At 71.5% G+C, this 14,978-nt stretch carries 13 protein-coding genes; 11 read left to right on the forward strand and 2 right to left on the reverse strand.

The window, feature by feature from the left end; translation table 11 throughout:
* Nucleotides 1–47: 47 nt before the first annotated feature.
* From P0084_RS15230 to P0084_RS15270, 9 genes are all read left to right on the forward strand, one after another.
* A complete protein-coding gene (locus P0084_RS15230) occupies nt 48–1,301 on the forward strand; it encodes an extracellular solute-binding protein (RefSeq protein ID WP_308917728.1) in 1,254 nt (417 codons plus the stop codon).
* Between the two features lie 85 nt (nt 1,302–1,386).
* Nucleotides 1,387–2,265, forward strand: a complete 879-nt coding sequence (locus P0084_RS15235) for a carbohydrate ABC transporter permease (RefSeq protein WP_308917729.1) — start codon at nt 1,387–1,389, stop codon at nt 2,263–2,265.
* Nucleotides 2,262–3,212 carry a carbohydrate ABC transporter permease gene (locus P0084_RS15240; protein ID WP_308917730.1) on the forward strand — a complete coding sequence of 317 codons (951 nt, stop codon included), beginning with the start codon at nt 2,262–2,264 and terminating at the stop codon, nt 3,210–3,212. The genes P0084_RS15235 and P0084_RS15240 overlap by 4 nt, the downstream gene beginning before the upstream one ends.
* A 110-nt stretch (nt 3,213–3,322) precedes the next feature.
* Nucleotides 3,323–4,378: a multiple monosaccharide ABC transporter substrate-binding protein gene (gene chvE, locus P0084_RS15245; RefSeq protein WP_308917731.1), complete on the forward strand. Its 1,056-nt coding sequence runs from the start codon at nt 3,323–3,325 to the stop codon at nt 4,376–4,378.
* Nucleotides 4,379–4,445: 67 nt separating this feature from the next.
* Nucleotides 4,446–5,966, forward strand: a complete 1,521-nt coding sequence (mmsA, locus tag P0084_RS15250) for a multiple monosaccharide ABC transporter ATP-binding protein (RefSeq protein WP_308917732.1) — start codon at nt 4,446–4,448, stop codon at nt 5,964–5,966.
* Nucleotides 5,967–5,979: 13 nt separating this feature from the next.
* A complete protein-coding gene (gene mmsB / locus P0084_RS15255; RefSeq protein WP_308917733.1) occupies nt 5,980–7,212 on the forward strand; it encodes a multiple monosaccharide ABC transporter permease in 1,233 nt (410 codons plus the stop codon).
* 5 nt (nt 7,213–7,217) lie between these two features.
* Complete coding sequence (locus tag P0084_RS15260) at nt 7,218–8,144, forward strand: Gfo/Idh/MocA family protein (RefSeq protein ID WP_308917734.1); 927 nt, start codon at nt 7,218–7,220, stop codon at nt 8,142–8,144.
* A 4-nt stretch (nt 8,145–8,148) separates the two neighbouring features.
* Entirely contained in the window at nt 8,149–9,066 is a 918-nt protein-coding gene (locus P0084_RS15265; protein ID WP_308917735.1) for a dihydrodipicolinate synthase family protein, read from the forward strand.
* A gap of 10 nt (nt 9,067–9,076) precedes the next feature.
* On the forward strand, nt 9,077–10,591 hold the full coding sequence (locus P0084_RS15270; protein ID WP_308917736.1) for an aldehyde dehydrogenase (NADP(+)): 1,515 nt from the start codon (nt 9,077–9,079) through the stop codon (nt 10,589–10,591).
* A 59-nt stretch (nt 10,592–10,650) separates the two neighbouring features.
* On the opposite strand, the gene P0084_RS15275 is transcribed toward P0084_RS15270, so the two are convergent.
* Together P0084_RS15275 and P0084_RS15280 are read right to left on the reverse strand one after the other, a co-directional pair.
* Entirely contained in the window at nt 10,651–11,820 is a 1,170-nt protein-coding gene (locus P0084_RS15275; protein ID WP_308917737.1) for a cytochrome P450, read from the reverse strand.
* A gap of 163 nt (nt 11,821–11,983) precedes the next feature.
* The gene (locus P0084_RS15280; protein WP_308917738.1) at nt 11,984–12,661 is read right to left on the reverse strand and encodes an MBL fold metallo-hydrolase; all 678 of its coding nucleotides are present in this window, start codon (nt 12,659–12,661) and stop codon (nt 11,984–11,986) included.
* Nucleotides 12,662–12,885: 224 nt separating this feature from the next.
* Here P0084_RS15280 and P0084_RS15285 point away from each other — a divergent pair, with 224 nt between their 5' ends.
* On the forward strand, nt 12,886–13,791 hold the full coding sequence (locus P0084_RS15285) for a sugar kinase (protein ID WP_308917739.1): 906 nt from the start codon (nt 12,886–12,888) through the stop codon (nt 13,789–13,791).
* 103 nt (nt 13,792–13,894) lie between these two features.
* Nucleotides 13,895–14,978 (forward strand): ABC transporter substrate-binding protein (locus P0084_RS15290; RefSeq protein WP_308917740.1); only part of this gene is annotated, 1,084 nt, incomplete at its 3' end.

Consider the following 14,978-nt stretch of genomic DNA (forward strand, 5'->3'; position numbering starts at 1 on the left):
ACGTCTTGCCTAGGATTAACCAAATCGACACCGCAGGAACGTTGCCCATGTCCCGTCTCGCCACCACCGCCCTGGCCCTCGTCCTTCCCGTCGCGGCCCTCGCCGACGGCCACGCCGCGCCCCTGACGATGGCGATGCACTACAACCAGGACCAGGCCGCGCCGCTGCTGGAATGCCTCGCCGACTACGAGGCGGAAACGGGGCAGGCGGTGGAGTACCAGCAGGTCAGCTATGGCGAGTACCTGCAGACCGTCCTGACGGGCCGCATCGGGGGGACGCAGCCCGACATCTATCACCTGTACTCGATCTGGGGCGCGCAGATGGCCGACAACGGCGTGCTGGCCGAGCCGCCCGCCGCGCTGGCCGACTTCATCCGCGCCGAATACGGCACCACCGCGGACGCCGCGACCATCGACGGCACGCTCTACGGCGTGCCGACGGAGGTGTCCGTCTACATGCTGGTGTCGAACATGGCGCTGCTGCGCGACGCGGGATACGACGCGCCGCCCGCCACCTGGGACGAGCTGCGCGAGATCGCGGAGGCCATCACCACGCGCAACGACCAGGGCCGGGTCGAGACGGCGGGCTTCGCCTTCGCCGAGTCTAGCTCCGGCGCCGGGGTGGTGCATCCGTTCTACGCCCTGCTCGCGTCCCGGGGGATGGACGTCTATGCCGACGGCTTCGCGGAAGCGAACCTCGACAGCCCCGAGGCCGTCGCCGCCGCACGCGACCTGGCGACGCTGGTGGACGACGGGATCACCGAGAAGTCGGTCGACGCCTACGACGCGTTCCCGGCGGGCGGCGCGGGCATGATGGTCATGGCCAACTGGTACAAGTCCGCCATCGAGGATGGGCTGGGCAGCCTGGACGACGTGGTCGTGTCGCCCATCCCGGCCGGCGACGACTGGAAGACGCTGCAATACGCCTTCTTCATGGGCGTGGACAGCGACAGCCCGAACGGGGACGCCGCGTGGGAGGCCGTGCGCTGGCTCAACTCGGCCGACAGCGCCGACGACAGCGGCGTGTCCTGCATGGGACGGATGCTGTCGTCCATCGGCGCGCTGACGGCGAACGCGTCGGACAACGCCGCGATGGGCGAGGCGGACGCCTTCACCCAGCCGTTCCTGGACGCTCTGGCCGACGGGCGCACGGTCAGCCAGCCCAACGTCATGCAGGCCGCCGAGATCGAGGGGATGATGGCCGACGCCATCGATTCCGTGATCGCGGGCGATGCCGACGCGGAGGCCGCGATGGGCGACCTGGACCGCGCGGTGGAGGACGTCCTGTTCGAGTTCTACTGATGCGACGCACGCCCCTGAACGCGCGCGGCGGCCTGCGGGGCCGTCGCGGCGCGGATCCCCGCCGCCCCGCGCGGGGCCGCCGCTGATGGCGGGGCGCGCGCTCGGGCGGCCGGGCGGCAACGCGCCCTATTGGTTCCTCGCACCCCTCTTCGCGTTCACGGGGCTGTTCCTCGTCCTGCCCCTGGGGTTCAGCGTGTACCTGGCGTTCACCCGCTGGAACCCCCTGGGGGAGCCGCGCTGGGTGGGCACGCGCCAGTTCGAGTACCTGCTGACGCGCGACGACACGTTCTGGGCCACGCTGTCGAACACCTTCGTCTTCGCGGGCGCGCTGGTCGTCATCGGCGTGCCGCTGGCCCTGGGGCTGGCCTTCGTGTTCAGCCGCGCGCGGGGCAAGGCGGCGTGGCGGGCGATCTACTACCTGCCGCAGATCACGTCCTTCGTGGCCATCGCCTATATCTGGCAGTTCGTGCTCGACGACCGGTACGGGCTGGCGAACCGCCTGCTGGGCCTGCTGGGGTTCCGGGGCTTCGACTGGCTGACCGACCCCACCATGGCGATGGTCAGCATCGTGATGGTCATGGTCTGGTACGACGTGGGCAAGAACATGGTGGTCTTCTCCGCCGCCATCGAGAACGTGTCCAAGGACCTGTACGAGGCGGCGGAGCTGGACGGCGCGTCCGCCTGGATCCAGTTCAGCCGCATCACGGTGCCGATCATCCGGCCCGCGGTGGTCTTCGTCACGGTGACGTCCTTCATCTCCGGCATGGGGTTCTTCGCGCTGATCCTGGCGATGACGGGGGGCGGGCCGCGCGGCGCGACCGAGGTGACGGCGCTGTATCTGTACGAGATGGCGTTCCAGGACCTGCGCATGGGCCGGGCGTCGGCGGGCGCGCTGATCCTGTTCGCGATCATCGCGGTGCTGACGGTCCTGCAGTTCCGCCTGCTGCGGGAGCGCAAGGCGTGACCGCCGCGCCCGACCTGGGCCTGTCGGTCGCGGCCGACGCGCGCGCCGCCACCGGCGCGCCTGGCCCCCGGCGCCGGACCGGCCCGAAGGTGGGCGCGGCGGTGAAGTACGTGCTGCTGACCCTGGGCGCGCTCCTGATGGTGCTGCCCTTCGCGGACATGTTCGTGGGCGCGCTGCGGGGCCCGGCGGACGTCTTCGCCACGCCGCCGCGCTACTTCCCGGCCGATCCGCAATGGGGCGTCTATGGCCGGGTCTTCGACGAGCTGCCGATGGGGCGGTGGATCCTCAACTCCGTGCTCGTGACGACGACGATCACGCTGGTGCAGCTGGTGACGTCGGCCATGGCGGGCTGGGCGCTGGCGCGTTACGAGTTCCCGGGGCGCGCGAACGTGTTCCGCCTGGTGGTGGGGGCGCAGATGTTCCCCTTCTTCCTGCTCATCATCCCAATCTTCTTCCTTCTGCGCTATGCGCCCCTGGCGGGCGGCAACGACCTGATGGGCCAGGGCGGCAGCGGCCTGCTGGGCACCTATGCCGCCCTGGTCCTGCCCTTCGCGGTGACGTGGTACGGCGTGTTCCTGATGCGGCAGTTCTTCACCACGATCCCGGAGGAGCTGCTGGAGGCCGCGCGCCTGGACGGGGCGTCCGAATGGCTGATCTTCCGGCGCATCGCCCTGCCCCTGGTCAAGCCGGCCCTGGCCACGCTGGCTGTCTTCGCCTTCGTGTATCATTGGAACGAGTTCATCTGGACGATGACGATCACCCGCACCGCGCCCGAGCTGCAGACCCTGCCCGTGGGCATCTTCCTGCTGGAGAACACGTTCAACGACCTCGACCAGAAGTCCCTGCAGCAGGCCGCCCTGGCGGTCAGCGTCCTGCCGGTCCTGATCCTGTTCGCCCTGGCGCAGCGGTTCTTCGTGTCCGCCTCCGTCGAGACGGGCGTGAAGTAGGGCCGGCGCGCGCGGTGCCCGGGGCCCCGGAAATCGGGCTGGCGCGACCTCCGCGCGGTGGCTAACGTTTTCCGGGAGGCGCCGACGCGCGCCGCATGGGAGGATACGACATGACGTTGAAGACGACACTGATCGGCGCCGCGCTGGCCGCCACGATGGCCACCGGCGCCCTGGCCGAAGGGCTGGTGGGGATCGCGATGCCCACGAAGTCCTCGGCCCGCTGGATCTCGGACGGCGAGTCGATGGTCGAGCAGTTCGAGGCCGCGGGCTACGACACGATCCTGCAATACGCCGAGGACGACATCCCCAACCAGCTGGCGCAGATCGAGAACATGATCACCAACGGCGTGGACGCCCTGGTGATCGCCGCCATCGACGGCACGACCCTGTCCAACGCCCTGGAGAACGCGCATTTCGCCGGCATCGAGGTCATCGCCTACGACCGCCTGATCCGCGACAGCGAGCATGTCAGCTATTACGCGACGTTCGACAACTTCAAGGTCGGCGTCCAGCAGGCGGAGACCCTGGTCGCGGGGCTGGAGGAACGCTTCCCCGACGTGGAGCCCTGGAACGTCGAGCTGTTCGGCGGCTCGCCCGACGACAACAACGCCTACTTCTTCTACGACGGGGCGATGTCCGTCCTGCAGCCGCTGATCGACGAGGGGCGGGTGAACGTCCTGTCCGGCCAGGAAGGCATGGACACCGTGGGCACCCTGCGCTGGGACGGCGCGGTGGCGCAGGCGCGGATGGATAACCTGCTTTCGGCCAACTACACGGACGCGGAGGTCCACGGCGTGCTGTCGCCCTATGACGGGCTGTCCATCGGCATCCTGTCGTCGCTGAAGGGCGTGGGCTATGGGTCGGGCGACACGCCCATGCCCATCGTCACCGGCCAGGACGCCGAGGTGCCGTCGGTCAAGTCGATCCTGGCGGGCGAGCAGTATTCCACCATCTTCAAGGACACGCGCGAGCTGGCCCGCGTGACCGTCGGCATGGTCGACGCGCTGCTGAAGGGCGGCGAGCCGGAGATCAACGACACCGAAACCTACGACAACGGGATGAAGGTCGTGCCGTCCTATCTGCTGGAGCCGCTGAAGGTCACCGCCGCCGATTGGCGCGAGCGTCTGGTCGACACCGGCTACTACACCGCCGACCAGATCGAGTGATCGGCTGACCCTTCGGGCCCGCGCGCCGTCGCGGGCCCGTCCCCCAACGGCAGGATACCGGGTGCCCATGCAGGACACGCTGCTGGAGATGCGCGCCATCACCAAGACGTTTCCCGGCGTGCGCGCGCTGGACGACGTCACCCTCGCCGTGCGGCGCGGCGAGATCCACGCCATCTGCGGCGAGAACGGCGCGGGCAAGTCCACGCTGATGAAGGTGCTGTCGGGCGTGTATCCGGCGGGCAGCTACGAGGGCGAGATCCACTACGACGGGGCCCTGGCGCAGTTCCGCGACATCGCCGACAGCGAACGCAGCGGCATCATCATCATCCACCAGGAGCTGGCGCTCGTGCCGCTGCTGTCGATCGCCGAGAACCTGTTCCTGGGCAACGAGAACGCCCGCGCGGGCGTGATCGACTGGCGCGAAACGAACCGGCGGGCGCAGGACCTGCTGCGCAAGGTGGGCCTGCGCGATCCGGCCACGACCCGGGTCGAGAAGCTGGGCGTCGGCAAGCAGCAACTGGTCGAGATCGCGAAGGCGCTGGCCAAGGACGTCCGCCTGTTGATCCTGGACGAGCCGACCTCGGCCCTGTCCGAAGGCGACAGCCAGGCGCTGCTGGACCTGATGCTGGAGCTGAAGGCCCAGGGCGTCACGCAGATCATCATCTCCCACAAGCTCAACGAGGTGCGTCGCGTGGCCGACACCGTCACCGTCATCCGCGACGGGCAGTCGGTCAGCACGATCGACGCGGGCGGCGGCATCACGGAGGACGCGATCGTGCGCGACATGGTCGGCCGGTCCATCGAGAACCGCTATCCCCCGCGCACGCCCCGGATCGGCCAAACGCTGATGTCGGTGCGCGACTGGTGCGTCCACCACCCGGAGCACGCCGACCGCCAGGTGATCCGGCGCGTGTCCTTCGACGTCCGCGCGGGCGAGGTGGTGGGCATCGCCGGGCTGATGGGCGCGGGCCGGACCGAGCTGGCCATGTCGATCTTCGGGCGGTCCTGGGGGCAGGGCATCACCGGCACGGTGGAGATGCACGGACGGGCGGTCGATACCAGCACCGTCAGCCGCGCCATCGCGGCGGGCCTCGCCTACGTGCCGGAGGACCGCAAGAGCCTGGGCCTGATCCTGGAGGATTCGGTCACCCGCAACATCACCCTGGCGAACCTGCCGGCCGTGTCCCGCGGCGCCGTGCTGGACGAGCGGCGCGAGGCGGAGGTGGCCGAAGGCTACCGCGCCGACCTGGGGATCCGCACGCCGGGGGTCTTCCAGCAGGTCGTGAACCTGTCGGGCGGCAACCAGCAGAAGGTCGTCCTGTCCAAGTGGCTGTTCGCGGGCCCGGAGGTGCTGATCCTGGACGAGCCGACGCGCGGCATCGACGTCGGCGCCAAGTACGAGATCTACGGCCTCATCAACGAGCTGGCGGCGCAGGGGAAGGGCGTGGTCGTGATCTCGTCCGAGATGCCCGAACTGCTGGGCATGTCCGACCGCATCTACGTGATGAACGAGGGCGCCTTCGTCGGCGAGATGCCCAGCCACCAGGCCAGCCAGGAGCGGATCATGTCGCTCATCGTCAGGGAATAGGAAGGGGACCGGGATGTCCGCCATCGACGACACCGCCGCGACCGCGGCGCGCCCCGCGGCGGGCGTCGGCGCCTATCTGGCGTCGAACCTGCGGGAATACGGCCTGCTGATCGCGCTGTTCGCAGTGATGGGCTTCTTCCAGGTCGTCACCGGCGGCACGCTGCTGCGGCCCATCAACGTGACCAACCTTTTGCTGCAGAACAGCTACATCATCATCATGGCGCTGGGGATGCTGATCGTCATCGTGGCGGGGCACATCGACCTGTCGGTGGGGTCCGTCATGGGCTTCATCGGCGCGCTGGCCGCCGTGATGATCGTCAACATGGAGCTGTCGATCTGGCTGGCGGCCCTGGTCTGCATCGCCACGGGCGGCCTGATCGGCGCGGCGCAGGGCTATTGGATCGCGTATTGGCGGATCCCGTCCTTCATCGTCACGCTGGCGGGCATGCTGGTCTTCCGCGGCCTGTCGCTGTGGCTGCTCGAGGGGCAGTCCGTCGGCCCCTTCCCGCGCGAGTTCCAGGTCATCGCCACGGGCTTCGTGCCCGACGTCCTTCCCGGCGGGGCCGCGCTGGCCGACATGCTGGGGGTGCGCAACTTCAACGTCCTGGCCTTCGTCGTGGGGCTCCTGGCGGCGGGTTACGTGGTGTGGTCGGGCCTGCGCAAGCGGGCGCAGAACCGCGCCTACGGGATCGAGGACGAGCCGCGGGCCTTCTTCCTGATCCGCGTGGGCCTGATCGCCGCCGTGCTGGTCTTCATCCTGTATTCGCTGGCGACCTTCCGCGGCATGCCCAACGTCCTGATCACGATGGGCGTGCTGACCGTCATCTACGCCTTCGTGACCGAGAGCACGACGCTGGGCCGCCGCGTCTATGCGCTGGGCGGCAACGAGAAGGCGGCCAAGCTGTCGGGCATCAAGACCGAGCGCCTGACCTTCCTGGCCTTCGTCAACATGGGCGTGCTGGCCGCGGTCGCGGGCCTCGTCTTCGCCGCGCGCCTGAACACCGCTACGCCCAAGGCCGGCTTCGCGCTGGAGCTGGACGTGATCGCGGCCGTGTTCATCGGCGGCGCGTCGATGTCGGGCGGCGTGGGCAAGATCGTGGGCGCGGTCGTGGGCGCGTTCCTGATGGGGGTCCTGAACAACGGCATGTCGATCATGGGAATCGGCATCGACTATCAGCAGATGATCAAGGGGCTGGTCCTGCTCGCCGCCGTGATCTTCGACGTCTACAACAAGAAGAAGGTCTGAGGTCCATGACCCCAATCGCCCTGATGGGCATCGGCAAGATCGCCGTCGACCAGCACGTGCCCGCCATCGCCGCCAGCCCCGACTGGGATCTGGCCGCTACGATCAGCCGGAACGGCAGCGTGCCGGGGGTCGAGGCGTTCACCGACATCGAGGCGATGCTCGACGCGCGGCCGGACATCCCCGTCGTGTCGCTGTGCCTGCCGCCGGTGCCGCGCTTCGCCCACGCGATGCGCGCGCTCCGGGCGGGACGCCACGTGATGCTCGAAAAGCCGCCGGGTGCGACGCTGGCCGAATGTCATGCGTTGGAGGCCACGGCCCGCGAGCGGGACCTGACGCTCCATGCCACGTGGCACAGCCGGCACGCCGACATGGTGCCCGCCGCGAAGGCGTGGCTGGCGCACCGGACGCTGCGCCGCCTGCACGTCACCTGGAAGGAGGACGTCCGCCGCTGGCATCCCGGTCAGGCCTGGATCTGGGAGCCGGGCGGCATGGGCGTGTTCGACCCGGGCATCAACGCCCTGTCCATCGTGACCGAGATCGTGGCCGACCCGATCCACGTCACGTCGGCGGTGCTGGAGGTGCCCGAGGGGCGCCAAACGCCCATCGCCGCCGACGTCGCGTTCCACCACCCCACGGCCGCCGTCACGGCCGTCTTCGACTGGCGCCACGAAGGGGACCAGACCTGGCGCATCGAGGCCGAGACCGACGACGGCACCCTGACGCTCGACGACGGCGGCGCGCGGATGGCGGTGGACGGGACGGCGGCGGCGGGCGAGGCGGACGCGCTGGCGGGCGAGTATCCGCGACTCTACGCACGGCTGGCGGATCTGGTGGCGGCGAAGGCCGTCGACATGGACCTGCGCCCCATGACCCTCGTGGCCGACGCGATGACGCTGGGCCGCCGCGTAGCCGTGGCACCGTTCGAGGACTGACCCGATGAAGACCCCCCTTTCCGGCATCCTGCCCGTGGCGCCGACGCCGTTCCACGACGACGGGCGCGTGGACGAGGACGGCATGCGCCGGGTGATCGATTGCATGATCGATCAGGGCGTCGACGCGATCTGCGTGCTGGCCAACTATTCCGAGCAGTTCGTCCTGTCGGACGGCGAACGCGCCGACCTGACCCGCCTGGCGCTGGAGCATGCGGCCGGCCGCGTCCCCGTGATCGTCACGGTCAGCCACTTCTCGACCCGGATCGTGTGCGACCGCGCGCGGGAGGCGGCGGCGATGGGCGCGTCCATGCTGATGATGATGCCGCCCTATCACGGGGTGGGCCTGGCCCCGTCGCCCGACGGCGTGTTCGAGCACTTCCGGGCGGCGTCCGACGCGGGCGGCATCCCCATCATGGTGCAGGACGCGCCCCTGTCCGGCGTGGCCCTGCCCGTGCCCCTGCTGGCCCGCATGGCCGCCGAGATCGAGCATGTGGGCTACTTCAAGCTGGAGATGCCCTTCGCCGCGGACAAGCTGGCCGCCCTGATCGAGGCGGGGGGCGAACACGTCCTGGGCCCCTTCGACGGCGAGGAGGCCGCGACGCTGCTGGCCGACCTCGATGCCGGGTGCACGGGGACCATGACGTCCGCGCTGCAGCCCGAACGGATCCGGCCCATCGTGACGGACCATCTGGCGGGCGACGCGGCATCGGCGCTGGAGCGCTGGACGGCCTGCCTGCCGCTCATCAACCACGAAAACCGGCAATGCGGGTTGCGCGCCACCAAGGTCGTGATGAAGGAAGGCGGCGTCATCGGGTCGGACCACGTCCGCCACCCGCTGACGCCGATGGCGCCGCGCACCCGCGACCGCCTGCTGCAACTGGCCCGCGACGCCGACGTGTTGGCGCTTCGCTGGGGAACATGAAGGATCGTCCATGGCCTACGAACCGCACGGCAAGCATCTGATCGACGGCGCATGGGTCGGGGGGAACGCCACCTTCGCGTCCCAGCCCGTCACCGGCGACGGGTTCCCGGTCGCGGAAGGGGGCCCGGACGAGGTGGACCGCGCCGCCCGGGCCGCGGAGGCGGCGTTCGCCACCTATGGCCACGCGTCGCGCGAGGACCGCGCCGCCTTCCTGGAACGCATCGCCGACGAGATCGACGCCCGCGGCGACGACGTCACCCGCCTGGGCGTGGCGGAGACCGGCCTGCCGGAGGCCCGCTTGCAGGGCGAGCGCGGGCGCACCTGCGGCCAGTTGCGGCTGTTCGCGGACCACATCCGCAAGGGCGACTACCTCGACCGCCGGCACGATGCCGCGATGCCCGACCGCGCGCCCCTGCCGCGCCCCGACCTGAAGATGGTGCAGCGGCCCCTGGGACCCGTGGCGGTGTTCGGCGCGTCGAACTTCCCGCTCGCCTTCTCGACCGCGGGCGGGGACACGGCCTCGGCCCTGGCGGCCGGATGCCCCGTCGTGGTCAAGGGCCACCCGGCCCACCCCGCGACGGGCGAGATCGTGGCCGACGCGATCCATGCCGCGATCGAGGCCACGGGCATGCCGCCCGGCACCTTCGCGCTGATCCAGGGCACGACGCACGACCTGGGCGAGGCGCTGGTGCGCCATCCGCTGATCCGGGCCGTGGGCTTCACCGGCTCGCTGGGCGCCGGACGCGCCTTGTTCGACCTGTGCGCGGCCCGGCCCGAGCCGATCCCCTTCTACGGCGAGCTGGGCTCGATCAACCCCGTCTTCCTGATGCCCGGCGCGCTGGACCGCCGCGCCGACGCGATGGGCGAGGGCTGGGCCGGATCGCTGACGATGGGCGTGGGGCAGTTCTGCACCAATCCGGGCGTCGTGGTGGGGCCCGCGGGCGACGCGCTCGACGCCTTCGTGGCGGCCGCGACCGACGCGCTGGGGGAGGCCGGCGGCACGCCCATGCTGACGCAGGGCATCGCGGACGCCTATCGTCGCGGGGTGGACGCGGTGGCGGGGGCGGACGGCACGGCGCCGGCGCTGCGGGGCGATTGCGCGGGGCGCAACGGCGCGCCCGCGATCTTCCGCACCACCGCCGCCCAGTGGCTCGCGGACGAGGGCCTGTCGCACGAGGTGTTCGGCCCCATGGGCATCGTCGTCGCCGCCGACGGCGTGGACGGGATGCTGGACGTGGCCCGCGCGCTGCAGGGCCAACTGACCGCCACCCTGCACCTGGAGGAATCCGACCACGACGCGGCGGCGCCCTTCGTGCCGGTCCTGGAACGCAAGGCGGGCCGGATTCTCGTCAATGGTTTTCCCACGGGGGTCGAGGTCGCGGACGCGATGGTCCATGGCGGCCCCTATCCAGCCAGCACGAACTTCGGCGCAACCTCCGTCGGCACGCTCGCCATCCGCCGCTTCGTGCGGCCGGTCTGCTATCAGGACATGCCGGACGCGCTGCTGCCCGCGGACCTGCGCTAGGGTCCGCCGGGCGACCGGGGGCGCCGGTCGCGCACCGTCCGCGGGCCGGCCCTCCCCGGTCAGGCGGACCGGCCGGGGGCGGCCGGCCCGCGGGGGGTCAGCCGCACGTGCAGCGCGTCGAACAGATAGGGGGTGCCGAAGGGCGTCTCGACCGGGCTCGACGCCGTGACCGCGACGGCGCTCGCGCGCAGGGCGAGGCCGGACAGCAACCGTCGCAGGAGCAACCGCGCCAGGGGCGAGCCCAGGCAGCTATGCGCGCCCGCCCCGAAGGCGACGTGGGGGTTGGGCGACCGGTCGGGGCGGATCGCCTCCGGCGCCTCGAAGATCGCGGCGTCGCGGTTCGCGGACGCCCAGGCCAGGCCCGCCCGGTCGCCCGGCGCGATCCCCGCCGCCGCGTGCCCCGCCGGGCAGACCCGGCCGATCAGGGGCAGGGGCGACAGGACGCGGAACAATTCCTCCGCAGCCCTGTCCACCAGCGCGGGATCCGCCCGCAGGCGGTCCAGCATCCCCGGCGCGTCGGCCAGCCACGCGACCGCGCCCGACAGCGCGGCGATCACCGTGTCGCGCCCGCCCGCCAGCGTCAGGTGGACGATGCCGCGCCGCTCGTCGTCGGTCAGCGGGCGCCCGTCGATCCGGGCCCGGTCCAGGTGGGAGAAGTATCCAAAGTCGGGCTCCGCCCTGCCCCGCGCGATCATTCGGTCGATGAAGTCCAGGAACCGCCGCGCCTTGGCCGGGTCGATGGCGTTGTCGGTGCGCAGGGCGTGCAGCCCCCACCCCCGCCATTCGTCCGCGACCGATCGCGGCACGTCCAGCATGACGGCGAGCGCGGCGGATTGCAGCGGAAGGGCCAGGTCGGACACCGCGTCGATGCCGTCGGAGGCCAGGGCGCGGTCGAGCGCGTCGTCCACCAGCCCCTCGATCCGGGCCCGGGGGCCGTCCTGCGTGGGGCGGCGGAAATAGGGCTGGACGATGTCCCGCCAGGCCCCGTGCTCGGGGGGATCGACCTCGATGGGATATTGCCGGAACGGTCGGATGCCGTCCTCCGCGGGGATGGGGACGCGCCCGGGCGCGTCGGAGGAGAAGGTCCCCGGATCCGCCGCCGCCTTGCGCACCTGCCGCCAGCCCAGCAGCAGGGGGATCGCCTCGCCCTCGAAGGTCGGGGCGGGAGCGTCGCCCGCCGCGCGGGCATCGGCGAAGGGATCGACGGGGACGGTGACGGGGTCGGTCAAGGACGGCGCTCGTTCGTTGCTCGGGTCGACGCGGCGCGGCGCGCTCCGGTCGGATCGCGTCGGACGCCCCGCCGCGTCCGGAACTACCACAGGGCGGCGGACCGGCAAGATCGAAGCGGTCCGGCCCGGGGGGAACGGGCCGCCCCGCCCCACGCCGCATGGCCTAGCGGAGGTGGTCCAGCACCAGCACGCGGGTGCGGTCGGGCAGGGCGTGCGGGTCGATGTCGGCATGGGGGCCGAAGGCGAAGTCGACGTCGCCCTCGTTGAAGTGGCGCAGGAAGTCCCCGATCCACAGGATGTTCGCGGGCCGGTAGGCCAGCGTGCGGAAGTGGATCGGCACGACGATCCGGGGCGCCGTGACGTGGATCGCCCGCATCAGGTCGGGCAGCGCGATGGTCGGCGGGCCGCCCGCCAGCGCCAGCAGCACGTCCAGGTCGCGCAGGAAATCGGTCTGCGCAGCATTCAGCGCGTTGCCCACGTCGCCCATGTGGCCGATGCGGATCCCGTCGATCTCGAACCGGTACATCGCATTCTGGTTCGCCGTCCCGCGGGGATGGTGCTCCCACTCCTCCGCGGCGATGGCCCGGACCCGCAGGGGGCCCACGACGGCCTCCCCCTGCCCCTCGCCCGCGATGTCGAGCGTGTTGCACGTGATCGGGTCGCCCGGGATCAGGTCGCTGCGGCAATGCGCGTCGTCGTCGTCCGACGAGGTCAGGACGACGTCCGCCGTCTCCTCGATCGCCCGATACCCCAGGACGTCGGGGGTGTAGGGGTCCGTGATGACGCCGACATCCCGCCCCTGCAGCTTGCACGCCGCCTGCCCGAACCAGGTCAGCCGCATCGGTTCCGGTCCCCCTCGCCCCCGTCGTGCGAGGGCGCGCACGCCCTCGACCACGTGGCCGGTCTCGTTTCGCCGTTCCGCATCCGGTCCGTCCTCCCGCCCCGAAGGATAAGCGCGTCCGACCCCCGATGCCCAGGGACCCCGTCCGCCGTCCGTCCGCCCGGGTCTGGCCTTCCGGCGCCGGACGCGGTTGGATCGCGCCGACCGAACCCGCAGGGACCGCCATGACGAAGCGCCTCATTCGCCGCATCGCCGCCATCGGCGAGGTGATGATCGAGCTGTCCACCGCGGGCGGCGCCCCGTCGCTCGGCGTGGCCGGCGACACCTTCAACACCGCGGTCTATCTCGCCCGCGCGCTGCGGGGCACGGGGGTCTCCGTCGACTACGTCACCGCGCTGGGGACGGACCCTTATTCCGACCGCATCCTGGACGCCGCCCGGGGCCACGGGATCGGCACGGACGCGATCGTGCGACGCGACGGCGGGATGCCCGGCCTCTACGCCATCGACATCGACGCCAAAGGCGAGCGGACGTTCAGCTATTGGCGGTCCGACAGCGCGGCGCGGACGCTGTTCGCGGACGGGGTGGGCCGCGCGCTGGACGGGTTCGACCTGATCCACCTGTCGGGCATCACGCTGGCCATCCTGCCGCCCGCCGTGCGAACGGACCTGCTGGACGCGCTGGACCGGCTGGGCCGCGGGGGGGCCACGATCTCCTACGACAGCAACCACCGCCCCCGCTTGTGGGAGGACGCGGCCGCCGCGCGCGCCGCCAACGACCGGGCCTGGACCGTGGCCGACATCGCCCTGCCGTCCCTCGACGACGAGATGGCGCTCCACGGCGATCCGGACGAGGCGACGGTGCTGGCCCGCCTGCGCGGGGCGGGCGTGCGCCGAGGCGCGCTGAAGCGGGGGGCGGACGGACCGCGCGACCTGGGCGGCAGCCCCTACCGCGCCACGGGCGCGCCCGTGCGCGTCGTGGACACCACCGCCGCGGGCGACAGCTTCGCCGCCGGGTACCTGGCCGCGATCGTGCGCGGCGAAGGGCCCGACGCCGCGATGCAGGCGGGCCACGACCTGGCCTGCCGCGTGGTGGCCGCCCCGGGCGCGATCCTGCCCGACGGGCGATGACGTCCCCGCTCGCGGGCGCGTCACGCTTGCGTGCGGGGCGCTTCCCCCGCCGGCGCGGGTGTGGTCTGTGTCCGCCCGCACGCCATCGACCCGGACCCGCCCCATGCGACTGCTCACGACCCTCGCCCTCCTGACCGCCCTCGGCGGGCCCGCCGCCGCGCAGGGGGACCCCGACCCGTCCGACTGGGACGCCGTCGCCCGGGCGGCCGAAGGGCAGACCGTCTATTGGCACGCCTGGGGCGGCTCGGGGGCTACGAACGACTTCATCGCCTGGATCGCCGAACGGGCGGCCGAACGCGGCGTGACCCTGCAGCACGTCAAGCTGGCCGACACCGCCGACGCCGTCGGCGCGGTGCTGACCGAACGCCAGGCGGGCCGCGACGCGGGCGGCTCCGTCGACCTGATCTGGATCAATGGCGCCAACTTCGCGTCCATGAAGGCCGAAGGGCTTCTGTTCGGTCCTTGGGCGGAATCCCTGCCGAACTGGCGCTACGTGGACGTGGACGGCAAGGGGGTCACGACCGACTTCACCATACCGACCGAAGGCTACGAATCCCCCTGGGCCATGGCCCAGCTGGTCATGGTCCACGACGCCGCCCGCCTGTCCGACCCGCCGCGCAGCGCCGTGGCCCTCCTGGACTGGGCCCGCGAAAACCCGGGGCGGTTCACCCATCCGCAGCCGCCCGACTTCCTGGGCACCACGTTCCTCAAGCAGATGCTGATCGAGCTGGTCCCCGACCCGGCGATCCTGCAGGACCCCGCGGGCGACGACTACGCCGCCGTGACCGAACCGCTCTGGGCGTTCCTGGACGAGCTGACGCCGCTCCTGTGGCGGGGGGGCCGCGCCTATCCGGAAACGGGGCCCCGCATGCTGCAGTTGATCAACGACGGCGAGGCCGACCTCGCGTTCAGCTTCTCGCCCGGCGAAGCCAGCACCGCCATCGCCAACTTCCAACTGCCCGAAACGGTGCGCACCTACGTCCTCGACGGCGGGACCATAGGCAATGCCAGCTTCCTGGCCATCCCCTACAACGCGTCCGCGAAGGAAGGGGCCATGGTCGTGGCGAACATCGTCCTGTCGCCGCGGGCGCAGGCGCACGCCCAGGACCCGGACGTGCTGGGCTACGGCACGGTGCTGGACCTCGATGCGCTGGAGGCGGCGGACCGCGCGCGCTTCGACGCGCTCG

It is taken from the genome of Jannaschia maritima (assembly GCF_030973515.1).
Taxonomy (GTDB): Bacteria; Pseudomonadota; Alphaproteobacteria; order Rhodobacterales; family Rhodobacteraceae; genus Jannaschia; species Jannaschia maritima.

Bases quoted from the DNA above. Each gene is read 5' to 3' on its own strand.
- P0084_RS15270 (WP_308917736.1), top strand. From the start codon at position 9,077: ATGGCCTACGAACCGCACGGCAAGCATCTGATCGACGGCGCATGGGTC.
- P0084_RS15280 (WP_308917738.1), bottom strand. From the start codon at position 12,661: ATGCGGCTGACCTGGTTCGGGCAGGCGGCGTGCAAGCTGCAGGGGCGG.
- chvE (WP_308917731.1), top strand. From the start codon at position 3,323: ATGACGTTGAAGACGACACTGATCGGCGCCGCGCTGGCCGCCACGATG.
- P0084_RS15260 (WP_308917734.1), top strand. From the start codon at position 7,218: ATGACCCCAATCGCCCTGATGGGCATCGGCAAGATCGCCGTCGACCAG.
- P0084_RS15285 (WP_308917739.1), top strand. From the start codon at position 12,886: ATGACGAAGCGCCTCATTCGCCGCATCGCCGCCATCGGCGAGGTGATG.
- mmsB (WP_308917733.1), top strand. From the start codon at position 5,980: ATGTCCGCCATCGACGACACCGCCGCGACCGCGGCGCGCCCCGCGGCG.
- P0084_RS15235 (WP_308917729.1), top strand. From the start codon at position 1,387: ATGGCGGGGCGCGCGCTCGGGCGGCCGGGCGGCAACGCGCCCTATTGG.
- P0084_RS15265 (WP_308917735.1), top strand. From the start codon at position 8,149: ATGAAGACCCCCCTTTCCGGCATCCTGCCCGTGGCGCCGACGCCGTTC.
- mmsA (WP_308917732.1), top strand. From the start codon at position 4,446: ATGCAGGACACGCTGCTGGAGATGCGCGCCATCACCAAGACGTTTCCC.
- P0084_RS15230 (WP_308917728.1), top strand. From the start codon at position 48: ATGTCCCGTCTCGCCACCACCGCCCTGGCCCTCGTCCTTCCCGTCGCG.